The 20,592-nt window shown below is 69.7% G+C and carries 21 protein-coding genes; 11 read left to right on the top strand and 10 right to left on the bottom strand.

Annotation, left to right across the window (positions count from 1 at the left end):
• Positions 1 to 52: 52 nt before the first annotated feature.
• Complete coding sequence (locus tag NO364_RS05225) at positions 53 to 844, top strand: inositol monophosphatase family protein (protein ID WP_257628711.1); 792 nt, start codon at positions 53 to 55, stop codon at positions 842 to 844.
• Between the two features lie 66 nt (positions 845 to 910).
• Complete coding sequence (locus NO364_RS05220; RefSeq protein WP_257628710.1) at positions 911 to 2,917, top strand: AMP-binding protein; 2,007 nt, start codon at positions 911 to 913, stop codon at positions 2,915 to 2,917.
• Between the two features lie 53 nt (positions 2,918 to 2,970).
• Here NO364_RS05220 and NO364_RS05215 read toward each other — a convergent pair whose 3' ends face one another.
• Positions 2,971 to 3,594 (bottom strand): FAD-dependent oxidoreductase, encoded by a 624-nt coding sequence (locus NO364_RS05215; protein WP_257628709.1) that lies wholly within the window; start codon positions 3,592 to 3,594, stop codon positions 2,971 to 2,973.
• Between the two features lie 126 nt (positions 3,595 to 3,720).
• Here NO364_RS05215 and NO364_RS05210 point away from each other — a divergent pair, with 126 nt between their 5' ends.
• The 3 genes from NO364_RS05210 to NO364_RS05200 all read left to right on the top strand — a co-directional run bounded on the left by NO364_RS05210 (position 3,721) and on the right by NO364_RS05200 (position 6,450).
• Positions 3,721 to 4,392: a TIGR00266 family protein gene (locus NO364_RS05210; RefSeq protein ID WP_257628708.1), complete on the top strand. Its 672-nt coding sequence runs from the start codon at positions 3,721 to 3,723 to the stop codon at positions 4,390 to 4,392.
• A gap of 66 nt (positions 4,393 to 4,458) precedes the next feature.
• A complete protein-coding gene (locus NO364_RS05205) occupies positions 4,459 to 5,691 on the top strand; it encodes an iron-containing alcohol dehydrogenase (protein ID WP_257628707.1) in 1,233 nt (410 codons plus the stop codon).
• 18 nt (positions 5,692 to 5,709) lie between these two features.
• A complete protein-coding gene (locus NO364_RS05200; RefSeq protein ID WP_157688366.1) occupies positions 5,710 to 6,450 on the top strand; it encodes a hypothetical protein in 741 nt (246 codons plus the stop codon).
• Here the strand turns inward: NO364_RS05200 and NO364_RS05195 are convergent.
• Positions 6,447 to 8,066, bottom strand: coding sequence for a long-chain fatty acid--CoA ligase (locus NO364_RS05195; RefSeq protein WP_157688365.1), 1,620 nt, complete (start codon positions 8,064 to 8,066; stop codon positions 6,447 to 6,449). The genes NO364_RS05200 and NO364_RS05195 overlap by 4 nt on opposite strands.
• Before the next feature lie 73 nt (positions 8,067 to 8,139).
• On the opposite strand from NO364_RS05195, the gene NO364_RS05190 reads away from it, so the two are divergent.
• Positions 8,140 to 9,024: a DUF502 domain-containing protein gene (locus NO364_RS05190; protein ID WP_157688364.1), complete on the top strand. Its 885-nt coding sequence runs from the start codon at positions 8,140 to 8,142 to the stop codon at positions 9,022 to 9,024.
• A gap of 8 nt (positions 9,025 to 9,032) precedes the next feature.
• Here NO364_RS05190 and NO364_RS05185 read toward each other — a convergent pair whose 3' ends face one another.
• Complete coding sequence (locus tag NO364_RS05185; RefSeq protein ID WP_157688363.1) at positions 9,033 to 9,602, bottom strand: Mov34/MPN/PAD-1 family protein; 570 nt, start codon at positions 9,600 to 9,602, stop codon at positions 9,033 to 9,035.
• A 114-nt stretch (positions 9,603 to 9,716) separates the two neighbouring features.
• On the opposite strand from NO364_RS05185, the gene NO364_RS05180 reads away from it, so the two are divergent.
• Complete coding sequence (locus NO364_RS05180; RefSeq protein ID WP_157688362.1) at positions 9,717 to 10,655, top strand: thiamine-phosphate synthase family protein; 939 nt, start codon at positions 9,717 to 9,719, stop codon at positions 10,653 to 10,655.
• 4 nt (positions 10,656 to 10,659) lie between these two features.
• Here NO364_RS05180 and NO364_RS05175 read toward each other — a convergent pair whose 3' ends face one another.
• A complete protein-coding gene (locus NO364_RS05175; protein ID WP_157688361.1) occupies positions 10,660 to 11,178 on the bottom strand; it encodes a phosphopantetheine adenylyltransferase in 519 nt (172 codons plus the stop codon).
• A gap of 85 nt (positions 11,179 to 11,263) precedes the next feature.
• Here NO364_RS05175 and NO364_RS05170 point away from each other — a divergent pair, with 85 nt between their 5' ends.
• From NO364_RS05170 to NO364_RS05160, 3 genes are all read left to right on the top strand, one after another.
• The gene (locus NO364_RS05170; RefSeq protein WP_157688360.1) at positions 11,264 to 11,476 is read left to right on the top strand and encodes a YgaP family membrane protein; all 213 of its coding nucleotides are present in this window, start codon (positions 11,264 to 11,266) and stop codon (positions 11,474 to 11,476) included.
• 98 nt (positions 11,477 to 11,574) lie between these two features.
• A complete protein-coding gene (locus NO364_RS05165) occupies positions 11,575 to 12,540 on the top strand; it encodes a C-terminal binding protein (RefSeq protein WP_257628705.1) in 966 nt (321 codons plus the stop codon).
• A 157-nt stretch (positions 12,541 to 12,697) separates the two neighbouring features.
• A complete protein-coding gene (locus NO364_RS05160) occupies positions 12,698 to 13,315 on the top strand; it encodes a TVP38/TMEM64 family protein (RefSeq protein ID WP_257628704.1) in 618 nt (205 codons plus the stop codon).
• A gap of 52 nt (positions 13,316 to 13,367) precedes the next feature.
• Here NO364_RS05160 and NO364_RS05155 read toward each other — a convergent pair whose 3' ends face one another.
• From NO364_RS05155 to NO364_RS05135, 5 genes are all read right to left on the bottom strand, one after another.
• The gene (locus NO364_RS05155; protein ID WP_157688357.1) at positions 13,368 to 14,711 is read right to left on the bottom strand and encodes a glutamate-5-semialdehyde dehydrogenase; all 1,344 of its coding nucleotides are present in this window, start codon (positions 14,709 to 14,711) and stop codon (positions 13,368 to 13,370) included.
• Positions 14,704 to 15,543 (bottom strand): glutamate 5-kinase, encoded by an 840-nt coding sequence (gene proB, locus NO364_RS05150; protein WP_157688356.1) that lies wholly within the window; start codon positions 15,541 to 15,543, stop codon positions 14,704 to 14,706. The genes NO364_RS05155 and proB overlap by 8 nt, the downstream gene beginning before the upstream one ends.
• A complete protein-coding gene (gene proC / locus NO364_RS05145; RefSeq protein WP_257628703.1) occupies positions 15,536 to 16,315 on the bottom strand; it encodes a pyrroline-5-carboxylate reductase in 780 nt (259 codons plus the stop codon). Before proC ends, proB begins: the two co-directional genes overlap by 8 nt.
• A 69-nt stretch (positions 16,316 to 16,384) precedes the next feature.
• Positions 16,385 to 17,248 carry an SDR family oxidoreductase gene (locus NO364_RS05140; RefSeq protein WP_257628702.1) on the bottom strand — a complete coding sequence of 288 codons (864 nt, stop codon included), beginning with the start codon at positions 17,246 to 17,248 and terminating at the stop codon, positions 16,385 to 16,387.
• Between the two features lie 103 nt (positions 17,249 to 17,351).
• A complete protein-coding gene (locus NO364_RS05135; protein WP_233255288.1) occupies positions 17,352 to 18,605 on the bottom strand; it encodes an MFS transporter in 1,254 nt (417 codons plus the stop codon).
• Positions 18,606 to 18,772: 167 nt separating this feature from the next.
• On the opposite strand from NO364_RS05135, the gene cysS reads away from it, so the two are divergent.
• A complete protein-coding gene (gene cysS / locus NO364_RS05130; RefSeq protein ID WP_257628701.1) occupies positions 18,773 to 20,254 on the top strand; it encodes a cysteine--tRNA ligase in 1,482 nt (493 codons plus the stop codon).
• Between the two features lie 28 nt (positions 20,255 to 20,282).
• Here cysS and NO364_RS05125 read toward each other — a convergent pair whose 3' ends face one another.
• Entirely contained in the window at positions 20,283 to 20,567 is a 285-nt protein-coding gene (locus tag NO364_RS05125; protein WP_157688352.1) for a DUF357 domain-containing protein, read from the bottom strand.
• Positions 20,568 to 20,592 lie beyond the last annotated feature (25 nt).

Raw genomic sequence — 20,592 nt, 5'->3', positions numbered from 1 at the left:
CCGCCCGCCGGAACCGAACCGTTCTTATCACCGTGCCGGGTACAGCAACGCGATGGATCGTCGGACCACGGCCGTCCGCGCGGCCCGCGCCGGCGCGGCCCTCGCGACGGAACTGTTTCGCACCGGACTCGACGCCGAGACGAAGGAGTCGGCGACCGACTACGTCACCGAGGCCGACAGGCGGACACAGGAGCGGATCGTCGACCGGCTCGCCGAGGACTACCCCGACGAGACGGTCATCGGCGAGGAGGGCGACGGCCGCAAGCGCCTGCAGTCCGGCGAGACGGCGTGGATCGTCGATCCCATCGACGGGACGACGAACTACGTCCGTGGCATGCCGCTGTGGGCGACGAGCGTCGCCGTCGTCGAGGACGGCGACCCCGTGGCCGCCGCGAACTGTCTCCCGCTGCTCGGTGACGAGTACCACGCGGACACGGAGGACGCCGTTCGGGACGCGTACCGCCCGGACGGGCCGGTCGACGGCGGCGACACCGCGACGGTCAGCGACACGGCCGGCCTCGAGGCGAGCCTCGTCGCGCCGACGCTGCGCTACACGGGCGACGGCGCCTACGGCTCGCTTCTCGGCACCCTCTCCCCGAACGTTGGCGACGTGCGCCGTTTCGGATCGGCCCAGACGACGCTCTCGCTCGTCGCCGGCGGTCACCTCGACGCCGCCGTCGGCATCTCGGAGGCATACCCGTGGGACACCGTCGCGGGCGTCCACCTGATCGAACGCGCCGGCGGGACGGTGACGGATCTCGCGGGCGAGCCGTGGACGCCGGGAAGCGAGGGCCTCGTCGCCTCGAACGGCCGGATTCACGACGACCTGCTCGCGCTCCTCTGATCGGCGTGTCGCAGTCGCCGACATCCGACACGAACATCTATTGGGTTCGATGGTAGAGTTCGCACCATGGATCCGGAACGCGGAAAGCGGACGGACGGGGTGGTTCACCGGCCCTCACGGGAGTTCGTCGAGTCGACCAACGTCCACGATTTCATGGAGACGTACGACATCGACGACTACGACGAGTTGATCGAGCGCACCACCTCGACGGTCCCGGGCGAGCCACGCTCCGGCGTCGACTGGTTCTGGGACGAACTCGTCGACTACCTCGGTATCGAGTTCGACGAGGGGTACGACGCGATCCGTAACGACGCCGAGGGCCCGCAGTTCACCGAGTGGTTCCCCGGCGCGCGCCTCAACGCCGCCCACAACGTCCTCGACCGACACGCCGCGCCCGACGCCGAGACCCGCAACAAGGTCGCCTGCATCTGGGAGGGGGAACCCGGCGAGGTGCGGGAGCTCACGTACCACGAACTCCACCGCGAGGCCAACCGCGTGGCGAACTACCTGGAGTCACGTGACGTGGGCACGGGCGACACCGTCGCGCTCTACATGCCCATGGTGCCGGAGGTGATCGCCATCCTCTATGGCTGTCTCAAGGTGGGTGCCGTCGCCGTCCCGGTGTTCTCGGGGTTCGGCGTCGACGCGACGGCCACCCGTATCGACGACGCCGAGGCCTCGGTCCTGTTCACGGGCGACGGCTTCTACCGCCGGGGCGACCACGTCCGACTGAAGGGTACAGCCGACGAGGCCATCGAGCAGGCGGGCCACGTCGAACACGTCGTCGTCTACGACCGACTCGGCCTCGCGAGCGACGGGGCGATCCCGTGGAACGACGACCGGGACGAGCGGTGGACCGAGGCGGTCGGCGCGGCCGACGACGATTACGAGACGAAATCGCTCGACGCGAGCCAGGAGTCGATGCTCCTGTACTCCTCGGGGACGACCGGCAAGCCGAAGGGCATCGTCCACACCCACGCGGGCGCGCTCCTGCAGGCGGCCAAGGAGGTGTACTTCGGGATGGACCTCAAGCCCTCGGATCGCTTCTTCTGGGTCAGCGACATCGGCTGGATGATGGGACCGTGGACCCTGCTCGGGACCCACGCCCACGGCGGCACGGTCTTCATGTACGAGGGCGCACCGGACCACCCGGAGCCGGACCGGTTCTGGCGGATGATCGACGACCACGGCATCACGCAGTTCGGCATCTCCCCCACCGCCATCCGGGCGCTCCGCAAGCGGGGCGACGAGTGGGTCGAGGGCCACGACCTCTCTACCCTCCGCGTGTTGGGGTCGACCGGCGAGCCCTGGGACCCCGAGTCGTGGCTCTGGTTCTACGAGGAAGTCGGCGGCGGTGACACCCCGATTATCAACATCTCGGGCGGGACCGAGATCATGGGCTGCTTTCTCATGCCGATGCCGATCAGCCCGCTCAAGCCCTGCACCCTCGGCGGCCCGGGTCTGGGGATGGACATCGACATCGTCGACCGCGACGGCGAGTCCGTGGCCGACGCCCACGAGCGTGGCTTCCTCGTCGCGCGCGACTCCTGTCCGAGCATGACGAAGTCGCTGTGGAGCGGCGACGAACGCTACCTCGAGGAGTACTGGAGCACCTGGCCGGACCTGTGGGACCACGGCGACTGGGCCCAGCAGGACGCGGACGGATTCTGGTTCCTCCACGGCCGCGCGGACGACGCCCTCAACGTCGCGGGGCGGAAGGTCGGTCCGGCGGAAGTGGAGGGCGCCGCGATGGAACACGGTGCGGTGAACCAGGCCGCCGCCATCGGCGCGGACGACGACACGACCGGGACGGCAGTCGTCCTCTATACCGTCCTCGAAGCCGGCGAGGCGGAGTCCGACGACCTGCGCGAGGCGATCCGGGAGACGGTCGGCGAGGAACTCGGCAAGCCGTTCCGGCCCCGCGAGGTCCGCTTCGTCGACGCCTTCCCCAAGACCCAGAGCGGGAAGATCATCCGCCGGGCTATCGAGGCCGTCCACCGCGGCGAGGAACTCGGCGACATGAGCAGCATCGAGAACCCGGAGGCGCTGGACGAAATCGAGAGCGCGCGGTAGCGGTCGGTCCGTACGCCGTCACACCCCGACCGGGCGAACCGGACCGGGCGCGACTACCGCGGCCCGAAGCTCTCGGCCCGGAGGTCGTCGATGCCGACGGCCTCGGCCACCGTCTTGGCGTCCCTGACGAACGACTCGAAGCCGAAGACGTACACCGTCGCGTCGTCGTCGGCGGCGATGGCGTCCGTCGCTTCGTCCAGCGACTCGACCACCATGACCGTCGCGCCGTCGGCCTCGAGGGCGTCCAGCCGGTTCCGGTGGGGCGGATCCTGCCCCCAGAAGACGACCGTCGCGTCGTGGTCGCCCGCCCGGGCGCGCTCGGCGATGCCCACCGCCGGGCCGATGCCCGGTCCCTCGGCGAGAACGACCGCCGACCCCTCGCCGGTGTAGCGAACGTCGCCGAAGGGGCCCTCGATCTCTACCGTGTCTCCCGGGCTCCGCTCGGCCAGCCACGGCGCGAGCGTCCCCTCGGGGACGTACTCGACGGTTACCTCCATACGCCCCTCGGCGTCCGGCGATGAGAGGGTGTAGTAGCCGGTTTCTTCGACCCCGTCGACGGTCGCCCGAACCAGCAGGAACTGGCCGGGGGCGGCGTCGAAGCCGTCGGGCGTCCGTAGTTCCAGCGCGACCGTCCGCTCGCCGACGGACTCGACGGATTCGACCGTGACCTGAGGCATATCCGTGCAACCGCGGCGGGCGAGGATAAACCTTGGCCGATCGATCGGGGGCGGTGCGGTTCTCGCGCCGAAACGCTGGACAAGAGTTATGTCCCTCTTCGACGCCTGTGACGGTAGGTGCCCTCCATGAACGCCGAATTCACGCACCGACCGTCGTATACACACCTGACCGTCGAACTCGACGCGGGCGAAACCCTCGTCGCGGAACCCGGAGCGATGGTCGGCCACTCGCCGAACGTCGCCGTCGAGACGTCGACCAGTCGGGACGGCCTGCTCAGTTCCGCGAAATCCATGCTCGGCGGCGAGTCCATGTTCGCGAACGAGTTCGTCGCCGAGGGCGGCCCGGGGACGGTGACGCTCGCGCCGTCGACGCCCGGCGACGTGATGGAACACGAACTCGACGACGAGACGCTGTACACCACCGACGGGGCCTTCCTCGCCGCGACGCCCGGGGTGGACATCGACAGCGAACTCGGCGGGCTGAACTCGATGCTCGGCGAGGCCAGCCTGACGCCCCTCGCGCTGAAGGGGACGGGCACGGCCTTCGTCGACGCCTACGGCGGTCTCGAACGCCTCGACCTCGACGCCGGCGAGTCGTACGTCCTCGACAACGAACACCTGGTCGCGTGGGACGACACGGTCGACTTCGAGACGCGGAGCGTCGGCGGCCTGAAGTCGACGCTCCTCGGCGGCGAGGGCCTGGTCTTCGAGTTCACCGGCCCCGGGACCGCCTGGTACCAGACCCGCGACCTGGACGCCTTCGTCTCCGTCCTCCAGCCACGCCTGCCGAGCAACTGAGGGGTGTGGCCACCGCGGCAACCGACCCCGAGGTATAAGACCGAGACGAACGACCGTGAGGGTGTCATGCACGACACGGTACTCGCGAGCGAGACGCGGACGGTCGTCTCGCCCGGCCGGATCGAACTCGGCGCCGGGGCGGTCGAGGCCCTCGGCGGTCACGCCGCCCGGTACGGCGACACCGCACTCGTCGTCGCCACCGAACAGATCTTCGAGTTTCACGGCGACGCCGTGACCGACGGGTTGGAGGCCGCGGGCGTCGACCCCGTCGTCTACACGGACGTCCGCCCCGATCCGACCGTCGAGAACATCGAGTACGCGTACGCGCTCTACGACCGCGAGGACTGTGACATGATCGTCACCCTCGGCGGCGGCTCCTCCATCGACACGGGCAAGGGGGTCGGCATCCTCGCGACCAACGAGGGGTCGATCCGCGACTTCGGCGTCGACCGCGCCGGCTACGAGGGCGTGCCCACCCCGACGCCGCCGCTGATCGCGGTCAACACCACCGCCGGCACGGGTAGCGAGGCGACCCGCTCGGTGGTCGTCAGCGACGAGTCCACGTCGACGAAGTTCCTCATCGTCTCCGCGAACGTCGTGCCCGACGTCGCCATCGAGGATCCCGTCCTCACGCAGTCGCTCCCCAAGAGCCACACGGCCTTCACGGGCATCGACGCTCTCACCCACGCCATCGAGGCCTACGTCTCGGTGAAGTCCTACAGCGTCCCCGACGGCTACGCCGAGGAGGCCATGGAACGTATCGCCCGCTCGCTGCCGGTCGCGTGGGCCAACGGCGACAACCTCGACGCCCGCGCCGACGTGATGGTCGGCCAACTCCAGGCCGGACAGGCCTTCACCAACGCCTCCGTGGCGCTGGTCCACGGCCTCGCTCGCCCCCTCGGCGCGCAACTCCACATCCCCCACGGACTCGCGAACGGGCTCATCCTCCCCTACGTCGTCGACTTCTCCGCGATGGCCGCACCCGAGAAGTACGCCGAGGTCGCGCGCATCCTCGACGCCGCCGATACGGACGACTCGACGCGTCAGGCCGCCGACGCGGCCGCCGACGGCGTGCTCGACCTCTGTGCCGACCTGAACCTCACCGGCTACCTCGACGACTTCGGCGAGGTACCCGCCCGCGAGGCGTATCTCGACGTGGTCGACGAGATGACACAGGACGCCATCGACTCCGGGTCGCCCGACAACAACCCCCGGAAGCCGACCCGCGAGGAGATCGCCGACCTCTACGTCACCATCTACGACGACGCGCTCGCGCCGGACAGCCCGCGCCGCTCCTGACGACACCGAGCCCTCCACATGCCCGCCGATCTCCCCACCCCCTCCCTCTTCGGTCTCGCCCTCCTCGCCGTCGGCCTGCTGATCACGCTCGTCAGCCTGCGGTACGTGTGGCGGTCGAGTTCCCTCCTGCGCGCCGAGACGGTGTCGCGGATCGACGGCGCGGAGGGAGCGCTCGTCCGTCTCACCGGCACCGTCGAAGCCGAGGGCGAGTCGATCGAGGCGCCGTTCAGCGGCGTCGACTGCGTCGTCCTGCGCCCGGTGGTCGAGGAGCGACGCGTCGGGAGCTTCCTCCTCCCGACCGACGTGACGATTCACGATCCGGCCCGGAGCCGACCCTTCGCCCTGCGGACCCCCCACGCGACGGTCCCGGTCGACGCCCCGTCCCGGACCGTCGCCCTCGATCCGACCGTCGTCGCCACGGTCGGAGCCGGCGAGACGCCGCCGGCCCGGATCGCCGACTACGAACGCGGGACCGCGGGGGTGGGCCCGGAATCCGGGTTCCGGTCGCCGCCCGCGTTGCTCGCCCCCCTCGCCCGCGCGCTCTCGCTCGGAAGGCGCCGGTACGCCGAACGTCGCCTCTCGCCCGGCGAGTCGGTGACCGTCGTCGGCCGAGTCGTCGACGGCCGCCTCGACCCGCTGCTCGTCGTCGACGGCTCGCCGATTCGGGCCCTCCTCCGGCTGTCGAAGACGGCGGTCGCCGGACTGCTCGTCGGCGTGTTCGCCGCCGCGCTCGGCGCCGGCCTCCTGATCGTCGGTTAGGCGCTGTCCGGCGGTTCGGCTGCGACCGGCCCCGCCAGCGGGTCCTCGTGTCGCGCCCGGAGCGCCGTCTTCGCGAACTTCCCCGTCGCGGTCTTGGGGATGGACTCGACGAACTCGAAGCGGTCGGGCACCCACCAGTCCGGGAACTCCCGGCGGACCTCGGCCGAGACGGCCGCGATCAGGTCGTCGCGGGCCGCGTCGGCCACGACGTAGGCGACCGGGCGCTCCCCCCAGCGCTCGTGGGGGACGCCGACGACCGCCGCCTCGCTCACCGCCCCGTGGCTCATGATGGCGTTCTCGACGGCCTGTGAGGAGATCCACTCCCCGCCGGACTTGATCACGTCCGCGGCCCGGTCGACGAGTTCCACGTACCCATCGGGGTCGACGGTGACCACGTCGCCGGTGCGGAGCCACGAGCCGTCGAAGGCGTCGCCGTTACCGTCGACGTACCCCTCTGCGACCCAGGGCCCCCGCACCCGGAGTTCGCCCATCGACTCGCCGTCGTGGGGGACGGAGTCGCCGTCGTCGTCGACCACCTCGAACTCCAGTCCCGGGAGGATCAGGCCCTGTTTCTTGCGCTTTTCCAGGCGCGTCTCGTAGTCCGCGTCGCGGAGTTCGGGCTTGAGGTGGGAGACGGCGCCGACGGGAGCCGTCTCGGTCATCCCCCAGCCGTGGACCACCTCGACGCCCCGGTCGTCGAACGCACGGATCAGCCGCTCGGGCGGCGCCGCGCCCCCGACGACGACCCGGGAGAGCGTCGAGAGGTCGGCGTCGTGGTCCTCCAGGTAGTCGAGGACGCCGAGCCACACGGTCGGCACCCCGGCGGTGAGCGTGACGCCCTCGCGTTCGATCAGGCCGACGAGGTCCGCGGGGTCGGGCGAGGGGCCGGGGTAAACCTGCTTTGCCCCCGCCGCCGTCGCGGCGTAGGGGAGTCCCCAGGCGTTGATGTGGAACATCGGGACGACGGGCATGACGACGTCCGAGTCGGCGATATCCAACCCCATCGGCGTCATGATCGCCATGGTGTGACTCCAGAGCATCCGCTGGGTGTACTCGACCCCCTTCGGATCGCCGGTCGTCCCCGAGGAGTAACACAGGCCGGCGGGGTCGTCGCCGTCGAGGGCCGGCAGGTCGCCGTCCGCGTCGTGGGCGGCGACGAACTCGGAGAACCCCGTCGTCGGAAGGGGGAGGTCCGGCTCCGTCGATCCGACGACGACGACCCGTTCGACGCTCTCGAAGGCGTCGGGGTCGTAGGCCGCACGGAGCGCGTCGGTCAGCGAGGGGTCGACCAACAGGAGACGGTCCGCCGCCTCCGCGACGATCCGTCGCACGTCGTCGGCCGGGAGCAGCGGGTTGATCGTGTGCAGTTGCGCGCCGAGAGCGGGCACCGCGAAGTAGGCCTCGAAATGCCTGCCGTGGTTCCAACAGAGGGTCGCGACGCGGTCGCCGCGGCCGATCCCCGCCGCGCGCAGGGCGCTCGCCAGTCGGCGCACGCGGTCGGCGTAGCCCGCGTACGTGTCTCGGGTCTCCCCGGCTCCCGTCCGCGCGACGACCGCCCGGTCGGGGTACAGCGTCGCCGCCCGCGTCAGGAACGGACGGAGCGTCTGTCCGGTCATACGGTAGCCTCCGACAGCGTCGGCTAAAGTCTGTCGTCCGGAACGTTTTGACCCGGCCCCTCGATGTGGGCACATGGATCGCTCCCTCGATATCGACGGGGTCGAGGAGTACGACGGGCTGCGAGGGTTCGCCAGGCAGGCCTTCGTCACCGGTACCGCTGTGACGCTCCCGCTGATCGTCACCCTCCTCGTCCTCGGCGTGGTCGTCGATTTCGTCTCACAGCAACTCGATCCGATCGTCGAACTCGTCTCCCGGGTCACCGGCATCCAACCGGCCTCCGAGGTGACGCTCAAACTCCTCGCCGTGGTGACGCTGGCTGCCCTGATCTTCTGTATCGGCGTCGTCGCCGAGCGCCGCCCCGATCGCACCGGGTTCGGCGCCCTCTTCGATACGCTCGTCTCCCGCATCCCCGGCGTCGGCTCGCTGTACCGCAGCATCGACGAGATGAGCGGTCTCCTCCTCGACAGCGACACCGACAGCTTCCGGGAGGTGAAACTGGTCGAGTTCCCCACCGAGGGGTCCTACGCCGTCGCCTTCCTGACCGCCGAGACCCCCGAGGTCGTTCGGGAGGCGACGCCGGAGGCGGAGGGGATGGTCACCGTCTTTCTCCCGCTCGCACCCAACCCCGTGATGGGTGGGTACGTCCTCCACGTCTCCGCGGACCGCGTCCACGACGTGGACCTGACCGTCGAGGAGGGTATCCAGTCCATCGTCACCAGCGGCGTCGCCACCGGCCAGCGGTCCGGGAGCGAGTACGAGTTCAGCGAAGGGATGTTCGACCGCGTCAACCGGCGATTGGAGGCCGCGGACCTCGTCGACATCGGGGATCTGGAGGCCTACGCCGTCGACGCCTCCGAACAGATAGAGGAGACGGCCCGGGAAACCGTGGAGGCCGCACGGGAACGAACGGAGGGTGACGACGAGGACGCCGACGGACCGCCGGACTCCCGCCGTTAGCCGAGCGGTCACCGGAGCCAGGAGAGGAACCCGCCGTCGTCGTCGTCACGTTCGAGTCCCTGTTCCTCCGGCGGGACGACACCCCGCCGTCGCCCCTCGTCGAGCAGTTCGGCGTCGATGTCCGCCTGCGTGAAATCGAAAAAGCGCTCCTCTGGGAGGTCGACGTCGAGGACGTCCAGTGTCGTCGGGTCGCCACGGTTGTCGAAGGCGCGCCAGTCGTCGGGACCGTACGGCGCGCCGACGATGATGTGGACGTCGCCCTGGCCGAAGGTGCTCAGATCAGCCGAACTCGGCCGCAGGACGCCGTTCGGGTGGGAGTGGACCGAGCCGACCGACTGGACGTCGTTCGGCTTCATGCTCGTTTTCACCGTCGCGCTGACTGGGTTGGAGGTGGTGCCGGGGATGACCAGTACGTCGGTGATCACCTGTCCCGAGCGTTCGAGACCGAGTTTCCGGGCGTCCTCGGCGCGGAGAAAGCCCATGTACTCGTCGGGGTGGCTCTCCTCGCTGGCCTCGCGGACGAAATCCAGCGTCTCCCGCGCGATGCCGAGGAGTTCGCTCGACCGGAACAGGCGCATACCCCGACTCGGTGCCGTTCGCCCCTAAGGATTCCGGGCACGACCGTCCACCAGCATATAAACCAGCCGCCCACGAGGATGTGGTATGGAACGCGGGACACGGGCGGTGGAACCGTGACGGTGCAGTTACCGAGCGAGATCGTCGTCGATCGCTTCCTGCCGACGGTTCGGTCGATGCTGGCGGCCGAACTCGCGGACCGCGGGTTCGCACAGCGGGAGATCGCCGACCGACTCGGCGTCTCCCAGGCGGCGGTGAGCCAGTATCTCGCCGGCGAGGGGGGCGGCGAGGAGCGGTTCGTCGACGATCCGCGGATGCGGGCGACGATCGAGCGGATCGCCGAGGGCTTCGACACGGGTCGGATGGACGACTACGAGGCGCTGGCGGAACTCATGGAACTCGTCCGCGAGTTCGAGGACCGGGGGCCCATCTGTGCCATCCACGAGGAGGAGATGCCCGCGCTGGCGGGAATGGGGTGTGATCTCTGTGTTCGGGGCCGCGACCGGGCCCTCCAGGCCGAACGCGAGATCCTCTCGAACGTCCGCCGGGCGGTCAGACGCTTCGCCAACACGCCGGACGCGGCGGCCCACGTGCCGAACGTCGGGACGAACGTGGCGATGGCGCTCCCGGACGCGGCCGACGAGACCGACGTGGCGGCCGTCCCCGGGCGGCTCCACGCGATGCGCGGCGGCATCAACGTCCCCGCGAACCCGGAGTTCGGCGCCTCACAGCACGTCGCGACGACGGTGCTCGCCGCCACGGCCGCCGACCCCTCGATCCGGGGGGCGATCAACCTGGCGACGAGCGACGACCTCCTCGCGGCCGTGCCAGAACCGATCGACGCCGTCGAGTTCGACGCCGAGTACGCGGACCGTCGCGCCCGGCTTGGCGACCTGTTCGCCTCGGGCGTCCCCCGCGTCCTCTACCACGAGGGCGCGTTCGGCATCGAACCCATCACCTACGTCCTCGGGGAGAGCGCGGTCGATGCGGTCGAACGGGCGGCCGACCTGATCGCCGGCGCCGCGGCAAACTCCGAGGGCGACGGGGCGACGTGACCGGTCACTCCAGCAGACGGCCGTGGACGTCGATCTCGCCGTTCCGGATGCGGGTGCTGCTGATCCGGTTGCCCTCCTCGTCGACGATGAACGGCGGGGTGTGGATCTCGAGGGGCGACAGCCCGGCGTCGAGGCGACGCTCGTTGATCCCGTGAGCCCGCCGCTGAGCCGTGGCCTCCGGCGACGTGACGAGGGCGTCGGCGTCCTCCCGACTCGCCGCCGGGCCGGCCGGGTCCTCGAGACGGATGATCTCGCAGGACGCCGGATACGCCCCTCCGATCCGGTCGAGTTCTTCCTCGAGGGCGTCACGGCGGTCGGTCCAGGCCCCGAGTCGATCCGCGTGGGCCGGATCGCTCCGTGTCTCGGTCGCGAGTTCGGGCGACGTGAGTCCAACGACGACGTGGCCGTCGCCCGCGCCGTCGTGGCTGGCCGTCCGGAACGCGTGATGCAGGAGCGCCCGGTGTCCGTTGTGGATCGGGGTGAACGTCCCACCGAGGATCACGACGCGGTCGCGGTGTGACATGCTCCGACGTAGCGGACCGGCCCCCGAGTAGGTGACGGTGGCCGTGGGGCCGAACGTTCATGCGCCGTCGGCCCCACCGTCGGGTATGCGCATCGAGAAGAACGTGGGCGGACGCGACCGACTCGTGCGGACGGCCCTCGCGGCCGTCCTCACCGTCGTCGCCATCGCGGCGCTCGAACGGGGCAAGCGAACGACTGGCCTACTCGCCGCGGCGGGCGCGCTCGGTTTCGCGGTCAACGCAGTGACCTGTTTCTGTGGGCTGAACGCCGCCCTCGGGGTCGATACGACCGACGAGTGACGGTGGCGCCGGGGCACTAACCGGTTTGGGAGTTCGTCACACCACGTACGACGCCGACGGCGGGACGTTTATGTGGGTACCGCGACCCACGCCGAACGATGACTCATCGGATCGTCGTCACCGACTACGACTTCCCCGACCTGTCGATCGAACGCTCGGTCATCGAGGCCGCCGACGCCGACCTCCGGGGCGAGTACGCCCGGACCCCCGAAGAGGTGATCGAGGCCGCGGCGGGCGCCGACGCCCTGTTGGTACAGTACGCGGAGGTCACCGAGGCGGTGTTCGAGGCGCTCGATCTCCAGGCCGTCGGCCGGTACGGGATCGGCGTCGACTCCATCGACCTCGACGCCGCGACCGAGCACGACGTCCCGGTGGTGAACGTCCCGGACTACTGTATCGAGGAGGTGCCGACCCACGCGCTCGCGCTCCTGCTCTCCTGCATCCGCAAGGTCCCGAGTTACGACCGGACGATCAAGGGCGGGGAGTGGGACTGGACCGGCGGCAAGCCGATCCACCGCCTCACCGGGTCGACGCTCGGCCTCGTCGGCTTCGGCAAGCTCCCGCGTCGCCTGCGGGAACTCGTCGCCGGGTTCGACCTCGACGTCCTCGTCTACGACCCATACGTCGACGCCGCGGATGTCGAGGCCGCAAACGCCGAGAAGGTCGACCTCGACGCCCTGCTGGAGCGCTCGAAGTACGTGTCGGTCCACGCCCCGCTCACCGAGGAGACACACCACCTCATCGACGCGGCGGCGTTCGAGCGGATGCGCGAGGACGCGATCCTGATCAACACTGCCCGGGGCCCGCTGGTCGACATCGACGCGCTCGGCGAGGCGGTCGAGGCGGGGGAGATCGCGGGAGCGGGCCTGGACGTGTTGCCCGAGGAGCCGCCGGACTCGATCCCGCCGATCGACCACGAGTCGGTCGTCTACACGCCCCACGTCGCGTGGTACTCCGAGGAGTCGATGGCGACCATGCGACGGACGGTCGCCGAGGACGTGCTCGGCATCCTGCAGGGCGACACACCCCGAAACCCCGTAAACGACGTCGACGGGACGGAGTGAGCGATCATCGAGGGCGGACACGCGCCGACCCGACCGCGCGGGCGCGGAGGGAGCGTCGCCGCCACCGCTCGTGGGGTGCCCGGCCGTGAAGGTATTCGCCTCGAAACGGGCACGCCGGCGTGCCCTCGTTCATTTCCTCGTCGCCGGCCTCGTTTTCGTGGCCGCGACGGTCCTCGTTCGCGACCGACTGTGGATCGTGACCGACGTCGCGGCGCTACGGGCGTTCGTCGCCGGGTTCGGGGTGTTGGCACCCGTCGTCCTGATCCTCCTCCAGACCCTCCAGGTCGTGTTGGCACCGATCCCCGGCCAGGTGCTCGCGGTCGTCGCCGGCTACCTCTTCGGACCGTGGTGGGGGACGCTGTTCAACGTGATCGGCATCGGCCTGGGCAGTACGATCGCCTTCTGGCTGTCACGCCGGTTCGGACGCGGCTACGTCGAACGGGTCGTGAGCGCGGCGGTGCTGGAGCGGTTCGACGACCTGGTCGAACGGCGTGGCCTCCCCGCCCTGTTCGTCCTCTTTCTGATCCCCGGGCTGCCCGACGACGCGCTCTGTTTCGTCGGCGGCCTGACGACGATCCCCCTCCGGAAACTCGTCGTCGTCGCCGTCGTGGGCCGGGCACCCGCCTTCTTCCTCGCCAACGTCCTCGGCGACCTCGTGGCGACCGGCGAACTCCGTCGGGCCGGACTCCTGTTCGTCGTCGTCACCGTCGTCGCCGTCGCCGCCTACCTGCAGCGTGACCGGATCGCGGACGTGCTCGACGATCTGCTCCCCTAGTCGGGCCCGACGGTTTGGTGACCGCGATCGGACGCTAGGGGTATCGTGGCCCTCACTCGTCGGCGTCCGACAGGTGGCCGGGGGTCCACGCCCCGTCGAACTCCTCGTGGCGGTAGGGTTTCGCGTTCTCGCCGCTGTAGGTGGCGACCAGTTGCCCGTCGCCTTCGAGGTGGTACTTGTAGGTGGTGAGTCCTTCGAGGCCGACGGGGCCGCGGGCGTGGATCTTGCCCGTACTGATGCCCACCTCGGCGCCGAGGCCGAATCGGTAGCCGTCCGCGAACCGGGTCGAGGCGTTGTGGAAGACGCTCGCGGCGTCGACGCCGCGCATGAAGGTCCCCGCGCGGTCGGCGTCCTCGCTCACGATGGATTCCGTGTGCTTCGAGCCGAAGGCGTTGACGTGATCGACGGCGGCCGCGAGGGAGTCGACGACCTTGATCGAGAGTTCGAGGTCGCCGTACTCGGTCGACCAGTCCGCGTCGGTCGCGGGGTCGACGTCGACGACCTCGCGGGTCGCGGCGTCGCCACGGAGGGTGACGCCCGCCTCGCGGTAGCGCTCGACCATCGCGGGCAGGAACTCGTCGGCGACGGCCTCGTGGACCAGCAGCGTCTCGACGGCGTTGCACACGGCGGGGTACTGCACCTTCGCGTCGAAGGCGACGTCCGCGGCCATCCCCAGGTCGGCCGCGCGGTCGACGAAGACGTGACACACGCCCTCGGTGTGGCCGAGGACGGGGATGCTCGTGTTGTCCTGGATGTAGCTGACGAACTCGGAGCTCCCCCGGGGCATGAGCAGGTCGACGGAATCGTCCATCCCGAGGAGCGTCGTGACGTCCTCCCGCGCTTCGATGAGCTGTGCCCAGCCGTCGGGCACGTCGGCCGTCGCCTCGACGATGAGTTCGTACAGGACGCGGTTGGAGTGGCTGGCCTCGCTCCCGCCCTTCAGGATGACGGCGTTGCCGGACTTGAGGCTGAGCGCAGCGATCTGCACCAGGGCGTCGGGCCGGGACTCGAAGACGGTGCCGATGACGCCGATGGGAACGCCGACCTTGTAGAGTTCGAGGTCCTCGTCCAGCCGTCGGGCCTCCAGCGTCCTGCCCAGGGGATCCTCCTGGTCGGCGACACTGCGAACCATCTCGGCGATGTCGTCGAGCTTCGACGCCGAGAGGTCGAGCCGGTCGACGAGCGCCTGGCTGTACTCCCCGGCTTCGAGCAGTTCCTCCGCCGCCGCGACGTCCTTCGCGTTGGCCTCGAGGATGCGCTCGTGGTTCGCGTCGATGGCGTCGGCGACGTTCCGCAGGGCGGCGCTCCGCGTCCCGTCGTCGACGTTCGCCAGCTCCAGCGCGGCGGTCCCTGCCTCTGCGACCTTCTCTTCGGTGGATTTGGCTTGCTCAGTCATCGATGACTCCGTTCACGGGGACGAATACGGTGCCCACGGATTTGCCAGTAGCGATTCGTTCGAGCACGTCCGGCTCGGCCGACCCGGCGATGATCGCCGGGATGCCGTGTTCGCTCGCATCCCGTGCGCCCTCCACCTTCGTCCGGATGCCGCCGAAGCCGATTCCGTCGCTCGAACCGCCGGCGACGAGCTCCTGAACGCGGCCGTAGTTACGGCCGACGGCTTCGATGCGCTCCGCGTCGGGGTCGTCCTTCGGGTTGCCGGTGTAGACGCCGTCGACGTCGGTGAGCGTCACCAACAGGTCCACGTCGACGCCGATGGCGACCGAGGAGGAGAGCATGTCGTTGTCGCCGATCCGAATCTCCTCCGTCGCGACGGCGTCGTTCTCGTTGATGATCGGGACGACGCCCCAGTCGAGTAGCGTCTCGATGGTGTTCCGGAAGTTGGTGAACCGCTCGGGGTCCTCCAAGTCGTGATCGGTCAGGAGGATCTGAGCGACCGTCCGGTCGTAGCGCTCGAAGCTCTCCGTGTAGCGCCGCATCAGGTGGCTCTGGCCGACCGTCGAAAGCGCCTGTGACTCCTCGACCGTCTCGGAGGGGTAGTCGATCCGGCCCATGCCGGCGCCGATGGCGCCCGACGAGACGAGGATGACCTCCTTGCCGCGGGCGAGCAGGTCCTCGATGTCGTCGACGAGTTTGTCGAGTTTCGTGTCGTCGAGGTTGGACTCGTCGTCGGTCAGCGAGTTCGTCCCGGCCTTGACGACCACGCGCCCGGCCTCTGCCGCGAGCCGCCGCGCCCGCTCGACGGTCGCCGCCTCGACGACCTCATTCATCGTCGAATCCACCGGACAGTTCCCGGGAGCGGTCGGCCGCCGCGTGCAGGGCGTCGCCGACGGCGACGTCGACGTCGCTGTCCCACAGCACCTCCATGCCCTCGATGGTGGTGCCGCCCTCGGTCGCGACGGCGTCGATCAGGTCGTCGAGGGACTCCTCCGAGCGAAGGACCGTCTCGGCGGCGCCCTTGAACGTCTGTGCCGCGAGCGTCCGGGCGTCATCGGCGTCCATCCCCCCGGCGACGGCACCTTCCTGCATCGACTTGATGAGGTAGTAGACGAACGCCGGGCCGCTCCCGTTGAGTGCCGTCGCCACGTCCATCAGGTCCTCGTCGATCACGACGAACTCGCCGAGGTCGTCGAGGACCGCACGGACGTCCGCGTCGGGAGCGTCCCAACTCACCGCCGCGGCCATGGTGCCCGTCTCCGCGGCGAGGTTGGGCATGAGTCGGACTACCGTCGCGTCGGTGTGGCCGGCGACGAACGCCCGCGGGACGCCGGCGGCGATGGTGACGAGCGTCTGGTCGGGGGAGAGATCGAGATCGGCGAGGACGGGGCCCACCACCTCCGGTTTCACCGCGACGAACACCACGTCCGCGTCGGCCGTCGCGCTCGCGACGTCCGTCGTCGTCTCCGCACAGTACGGCTCCATCGCTTCGAGGGCGTCCGTGTCCAGATCACACGCGGTCACCCTGTGGGTGTCGACACGGGAGAGCCCCTTCACCAGGGCTCCGCCCATGTGGCCACACCCGATGACGCTCACGGTAGTCATATCGTACCCTCCTCTAGACGCCGACCCCAATATACGGACTTTGATTCGCTCCAGCGTTGCGACGCTCGCTCACTCGTAGGTCGTCGAGTAGCCGCCGTCGTGGAGCATGTCGCCGCCGTTGAGGTGGCTGGCGTGGCTCGAGAACCCGAAGACGAAGAGGTTCGCGACTTCGGCGGGCGTCATCATCTCCGTCGAGCGGGCCTGACCCAGCATTACGTCCTCGACGACCTCCCGTTCGGAGATGCCCCGCTCCGCGGCCGTGTCCTCGATCTGGTTCACCATCAGGGGCGTCAGGACGTAGCCGACGCTCACCGAGAAGCCCCGCAGGGTACCCTCTCCCTCCGCGGCGATGGCGCGAGTCAGTCCGTTCAGCCCGTGTTTGGCCGTGATGTACGCGGCCTTGTCCTGCGTGGCGTATCGCCCGTGAACCGAGGACATGTTGCCGATGGCACCGACGCCATCGTCGGTCGCGCGGATGTGCGGCATCGCGAGTTTCGCGGTCAGGAACGGGGCCCGGAGCATCACGTCGAGCAGTTGGTCGTACTTCTCCATCGGGAACTCGGGGAGCGAGGCGATGTGTTGCATCCCCGCGACGTTGGCGACGTAGCGCAGGTCGCCCCGCTCGGCCGCGGCGTCGACCATCGCGGCCACGTCCCCGTCGTCGGTGAGGTCGGTAGGCACCGGCAGGACCTCGCCCGCGGCGCCCACGTCGGCGGCGAGGTCGACGGTGCCGTCGAGTCCGCCCTCGTCGACGTCGGCCCCGACGACCGTCAACCCGTTCGCCGCGAGGGCGACGGCCGTGGCGCGGCCGATGCCCGACGCCGCCCCCGTCACCACGGCGACGTCCCCGTCGGTGAACCGCTCGTCGTCGAGAACGAGGAGGTCGTCGGCGGTCAGTTCCGGTTCGCTGAGGTCGAACTCGTCCGTGGACATCTGTGTCCGTAGTTCGTGACCGGGCGGTAAAACGCTGGGTGGCGCGTCGCGGGGCGGGACACCGACGCGTCGGCTCCTCCGCGGTGTCGGTCGGCCCTGACCCCTACGGCACTCGACCGGCCCGTACGAGCGCCAGCGCGAGGCACGTCCCCGTCGTCGAGAACGCCGCGAGGACGACGAAGACGACGGAGACGGACGCGTACGTGAGGACGGTCCCGACGATGGCCGCACCGAGGGCCCCGACGCCGAAGATGGCGAGGTAGGTGTAGCCGAAGGAGAGCCCCCTCGCCTCCGGGACGGAGTACTTGGCGACGGTCGCCTGCGTGAGCGGTTGCGTGGCGAACAGCGCGAACCCGAGGGCGAAGCTGGCGAGCAGGAGCCCCGGGAGTCCCGTCTCCGCCGCGGGGACGAATCCCAGTGCGACGACGGTGAGGGTGACGAGGACGAATATCAGGGCCCGATCCGGTTCGGTCGACTCCGTGAGCCGGCCCCCGAGATACTGGCCGCCGATCCCGACGGTCAACAGGCCGGCATAGAGGTACTGGGCGAGGTCGAACTCCGCCGCCATCGGGCTCCCGGGATCGAAGATGCCGGGTCGGACGTCGCCGACGGCCGCCGTCAGGAAGTCGCCGAGGAACTCCGGGAGGAACGTGAGCACGCCCCGGTAGTAGAGGCCGTTGAAGCCGACGATCACGAAGATCAACAGGAAGCCGAGCGTGAACAGTCGGCGTGTCTCCCCGGCGAACTCGCCGAGCGAGTCGGGCGACCGCCGTCGGGAGCCGCCGTCCGTCGCCTCGATGGCCGCGGCGGGGTCGAACTCGATGGAGAGGCCGGCGAGCGTGGCGAGCAAGGCCGGCACGGCGAGGAGCAACACCACGAGCCGCCAGTCGAACGCGAGCAACAGGAGGGCGGTCACCAGCGGCCCACCGGCGATGCCGACGTTCCCGGCCATGCCGTGATAGGCGAACCCCCTCCCGCGTTCCTCGACGCCGTTGCTGATGAGCGTCAGTCCCGCGGGGTGATAGACGCTCGCGGCGGCCCCCCAGACCGCCAGTGCGGCCGTCACGCCGATGACACCGGGTGCGAGACCCAACAGGAGGAACGAGACGCCCATACCGGCCAGACAGGCGCTGATCAACACCCGCGATCCGAAGCGGTCGACCAGCAGCCCGCCCGGTAACGCGCCGATCCCGAACAGCCCGTACCCGACGGCGGCGGCGACGCCGAGTACCGCCGTCGTGGTCGAGAACTGCGACAACCACACCGTCATCAGGATCGGGATGGACATCTCGTAGGTGTGCACCATCGCGTGGCCGACCATGACGAACCCGACGATGGAGCGATCGTTGTCGTCCACGGGCGCCGATACGCGGATGACCCAATTAAAACGTCACCCGACGGGGTCGTCCTCGCTCCCGTTCGGACACCGTGGGCCCGTCGGGACGTGGGGCCGTTCGCGTCGCCGACGGCCGCCGACGGCGGGCTTTCTTCAAATATTAATGCCTCGGCCCGGAATCCCCGCCAATGACGCTGTCCGTGACCAACACGCTGACCAGCGACCGCGAGGAGTTCGAGCCAGCGGGCGAGGAAGTCCTGTTGTACGTCTGTGGGCTGACGGTCTCGGACGACGCGCACCTCGGCCACGCACGGGTGTGGACCCACGCCGACGTGATGCACCGATGGCTCTCGCACCTGGGGTACGAGGTGCGCCACGTGGAGAACTTCACCGACGTGAACGAGAAGATCGTCGCGCGGGTCGGCGAGGACGATCTCGGCGCGTCGGAACTCGACGTCGCCGAAGGGTTCATCGCCTCCATCATCGAGGACATGCGCGGTCTGAACCTGAAGCGGGCGACGGTGTATCCCCGTGTCTCGGAGCACGTCCCCGAGATCATCGACCTGGTGGAGACCCTGATCGACCGCGGCTACGCCTACGAGGCCGACGGATCGGTCTACTTCGACGTGACCGCCTTCGAGGACTACGGCAAACTCTCGAACCAGCGGTTGGAGGAGATGGAGTCCCAGGGCGACCCGGACGAGCGAAGCGAGAAGCGCCACCCCGCTGACTTCGCGCTCTGGAAGGCCGGCGGCGTCTCGCCGAGCGACGTGGCCGAACACCGGAACGACGACCGGCCGCTCGGCGACCATCCGCCGACGGGCGAGACGTGGGACTCCCCTTGGGGCGAGGGTCGGCCCGGCTGGCACGTCGAGTGCTCGGCGATGAGCACGACCCACCTCGACGACACCATCGACATCCACGTCGGCGGCCACGACCTGGTCTTCCCCCACCACGAGAACGAAATCGCCCAGAGCGAGGCGGCGACTGGCGAGCAGTTCGCCCGGTACTGGCTCCACACCGGCCTGCTGGAGACGGCGGGCGAGAAGATGAGCTCCAGCCTCGGCAACTACTTCTACGTCACCGACGCCCTGGCGGAGTTCGGCCCGAACGTCATCCGGACGTTCTACTGCTCAACCAACTACGGGTCGAAACAGACGTTCAGCGAGGCGGCGATGGCCGAGGCCGCGGAAAACTGGGAGCGCCTCGACCGGGCCCACGAGGCGGCGGTCGACGCCTGCGACGGCGTCGACGCCCGGACGAAAGTCGAGGATATGGACCTACGGTCCGCCGTCGAAGAAACGCGCGAGGAGTTCACCGCGGCGATGAACGACGACTTCGGGGTGCGCGAGGCGACGGCCGCCCTCCTGGAACTCGCGACGGCGGTCAACCGCCACGTCGACAGCCGGGAGACGTACGACTACGTCGGCCTGCGGCGAGCGATCGAAGCGTTCGAGGAACTGGGCGGCGACGTGTTGGGCCTCGACTTCGGCGGCGGGAGCGAGGGCGAGGCCCGCCTCGCGGACGACCTGATCGAACTCGTCCTCGACGTGCGCGAGGCCGAACGCGACGCCGGCAACTACGAGCGGGCGGACGAACTCCGGGACGACCTGGAGGCACTCGGCGTCACGGTGGAGGACGGGACCGAGGGGACGACGTACCGGTACTGAGCCGACCGACGACGTGGGCAAGAACGGTTCAGACGGTGAACAGCTCCGTCCCCGCGGGAACGGCAAAGAGCCCCATCCGGACCCCGGCGTCGAGCCACCCATAGCCGTAGGAGAACGCGGCGAGCGCGTTCACGGGGTCGTCGTCCTCGCGGAAGTGCCGGCCGTCGTCGAGGTAGGAGGCGGCCATCTCCCGACACTCGGCGGCGGCGGTGCCGAGGGGCGTGTCGGCGGGCGGACGCGTCTCGGCCTCGTCGAGCGCGTCGGCGAGCATCCGCTCGTAGCGGTCGGTCTTCTCCTGGAGGTCGGCGGGCATGGACGCGGATGGGAGCGGCGGCGAC

The organism is Haloplanus salinarum, from assembly GCF_024498175.1.
GTDB classification, from domain to species: domain Archaea; phylum Halobacteriota; class Halobacteria; order Halobacteriales; family Haloferacaceae; genus Haloplanus; species Haloplanus salinarum.
Note: the sequence above shows the minus strand (reverse complement) of the source record. Positions and strands in the feature narration are given on the sequence as shown.

What these genes read in the sequence shown, in the direction of transcription:
- NO364_RS05225 (WP_257628711.1), top strand. Translation starts at nt 53, where the DNA reads ATGGATCGTCGGACCACGGCCGTCCGCGCGGCCCGCGCCGGCGCGGCC.
- NO364_RS05220 (WP_257628710.1), top strand. Translation starts at nt 911, where the DNA reads ATGGATCCGGAACGCGGAAAGCGGACGGACGGGGTGGTTCACCGGCCC.
- NO364_RS05215 (WP_257628709.1), bottom strand. Translation starts at nt 3,594, where the DNA reads ATGCCTCAGGTCACGGTCGAATCCGTCGAGTCCGTCGGCGAGCGGACG.
- NO364_RS05210 (WP_257628708.1), top strand. Translation starts at nt 3,721, where the DNA reads ATGAACGCCGAATTCACGCACCGACCGTCGTATACACACCTGACCGTC.
- NO364_RS05205 (WP_257628707.1), top strand. Translation starts at nt 4,459, where the DNA reads ATGCACGACACGGTACTCGCGAGCGAGACGCGGACGGTCGTCTCGCCC.
- NO364_RS05200 (WP_157688366.1), top strand. Translation starts at nt 5,710, where the DNA reads ATGCCCGCCGATCTCCCCACCCCCTCCCTCTTCGGTCTCGCCCTCCTC.
- NO364_RS05195 (WP_157688365.1), bottom strand. Translation starts at nt 8,066, where the DNA reads ATGACCGGACAGACGCTCCGTCCGTTCCTGACGCGGGCGGCGACGCTG.
- NO364_RS05190 (WP_157688364.1), top strand. Translation starts at nt 8,140, where the DNA reads ATGGATCGCTCCCTCGATATCGACGGGGTCGAGGAGTACGACGGGCTG.
- NO364_RS05185 (WP_157688363.1), bottom strand. Translation starts at nt 9,602, where the DNA reads ATGCGCCTGTTCCGGTCGAGCGAACTCCTCGGCATCGCGCGGGAGACG.
- NO364_RS05175 (WP_157688361.1), bottom strand. Translation starts at nt 11,178, where the DNA reads ATGTCACACCGCGACCGCGTCGTGATCCTCGGTGGGACGTTCACCCCG.
- NO364_RS05170 (WP_157688360.1), top strand. Translation starts at nt 11,264, where the DNA reads ATGCGCATCGAGAAGAACGTGGGCGGACGCGACCGACTCGTGCGGACG.
- NO364_RS05165 (WP_257628705.1), top strand. Translation starts at nt 11,575, where the DNA reads ATGACTCATCGGATCGTCGTCACCGACTACGACTTCCCCGACCTGTCG.
- NO364_RS05155 (WP_157688357.1), bottom strand. Translation starts at nt 14,711, where the DNA reads ATGACTGAGCAAGCCAAATCCACCGAAGAGAAGGTCGCAGAGGCAGGG.
- proB (WP_157688356.1), bottom strand. Translation starts at nt 15,543, where the DNA reads ATGAATGAGGTCGTCGAGGCGGCGACCGTCGAGCGGGCGCGGCGGCTC.
- proC (WP_257628703.1), bottom strand. Translation starts at nt 16,315, where the DNA reads ATGACTACCGTGAGCGTCATCGGGTGTGGCCACATGGGCGGAGCCCTG.
- NO364_RS05140 (WP_257628702.1), bottom strand. Translation starts at nt 17,248, where the DNA reads ATGTCCACGGACGAGTTCGACCTCAGCGAACCGGAACTGACCGCCGAC.
- cysS (WP_257628701.1), top strand. Translation starts at nt 18,773, where the DNA reads ATGACGCTGTCCGTGACCAACACGCTGACCAGCGACCGCGAGGAGTTC.
- NO364_RS05125 (WP_157688352.1), bottom strand. Translation starts at nt 20,567, where the DNA reads ATGCCCGCCGACCTCCAGGAGAAGACCGACCGCTACGAGCGGATGCTC.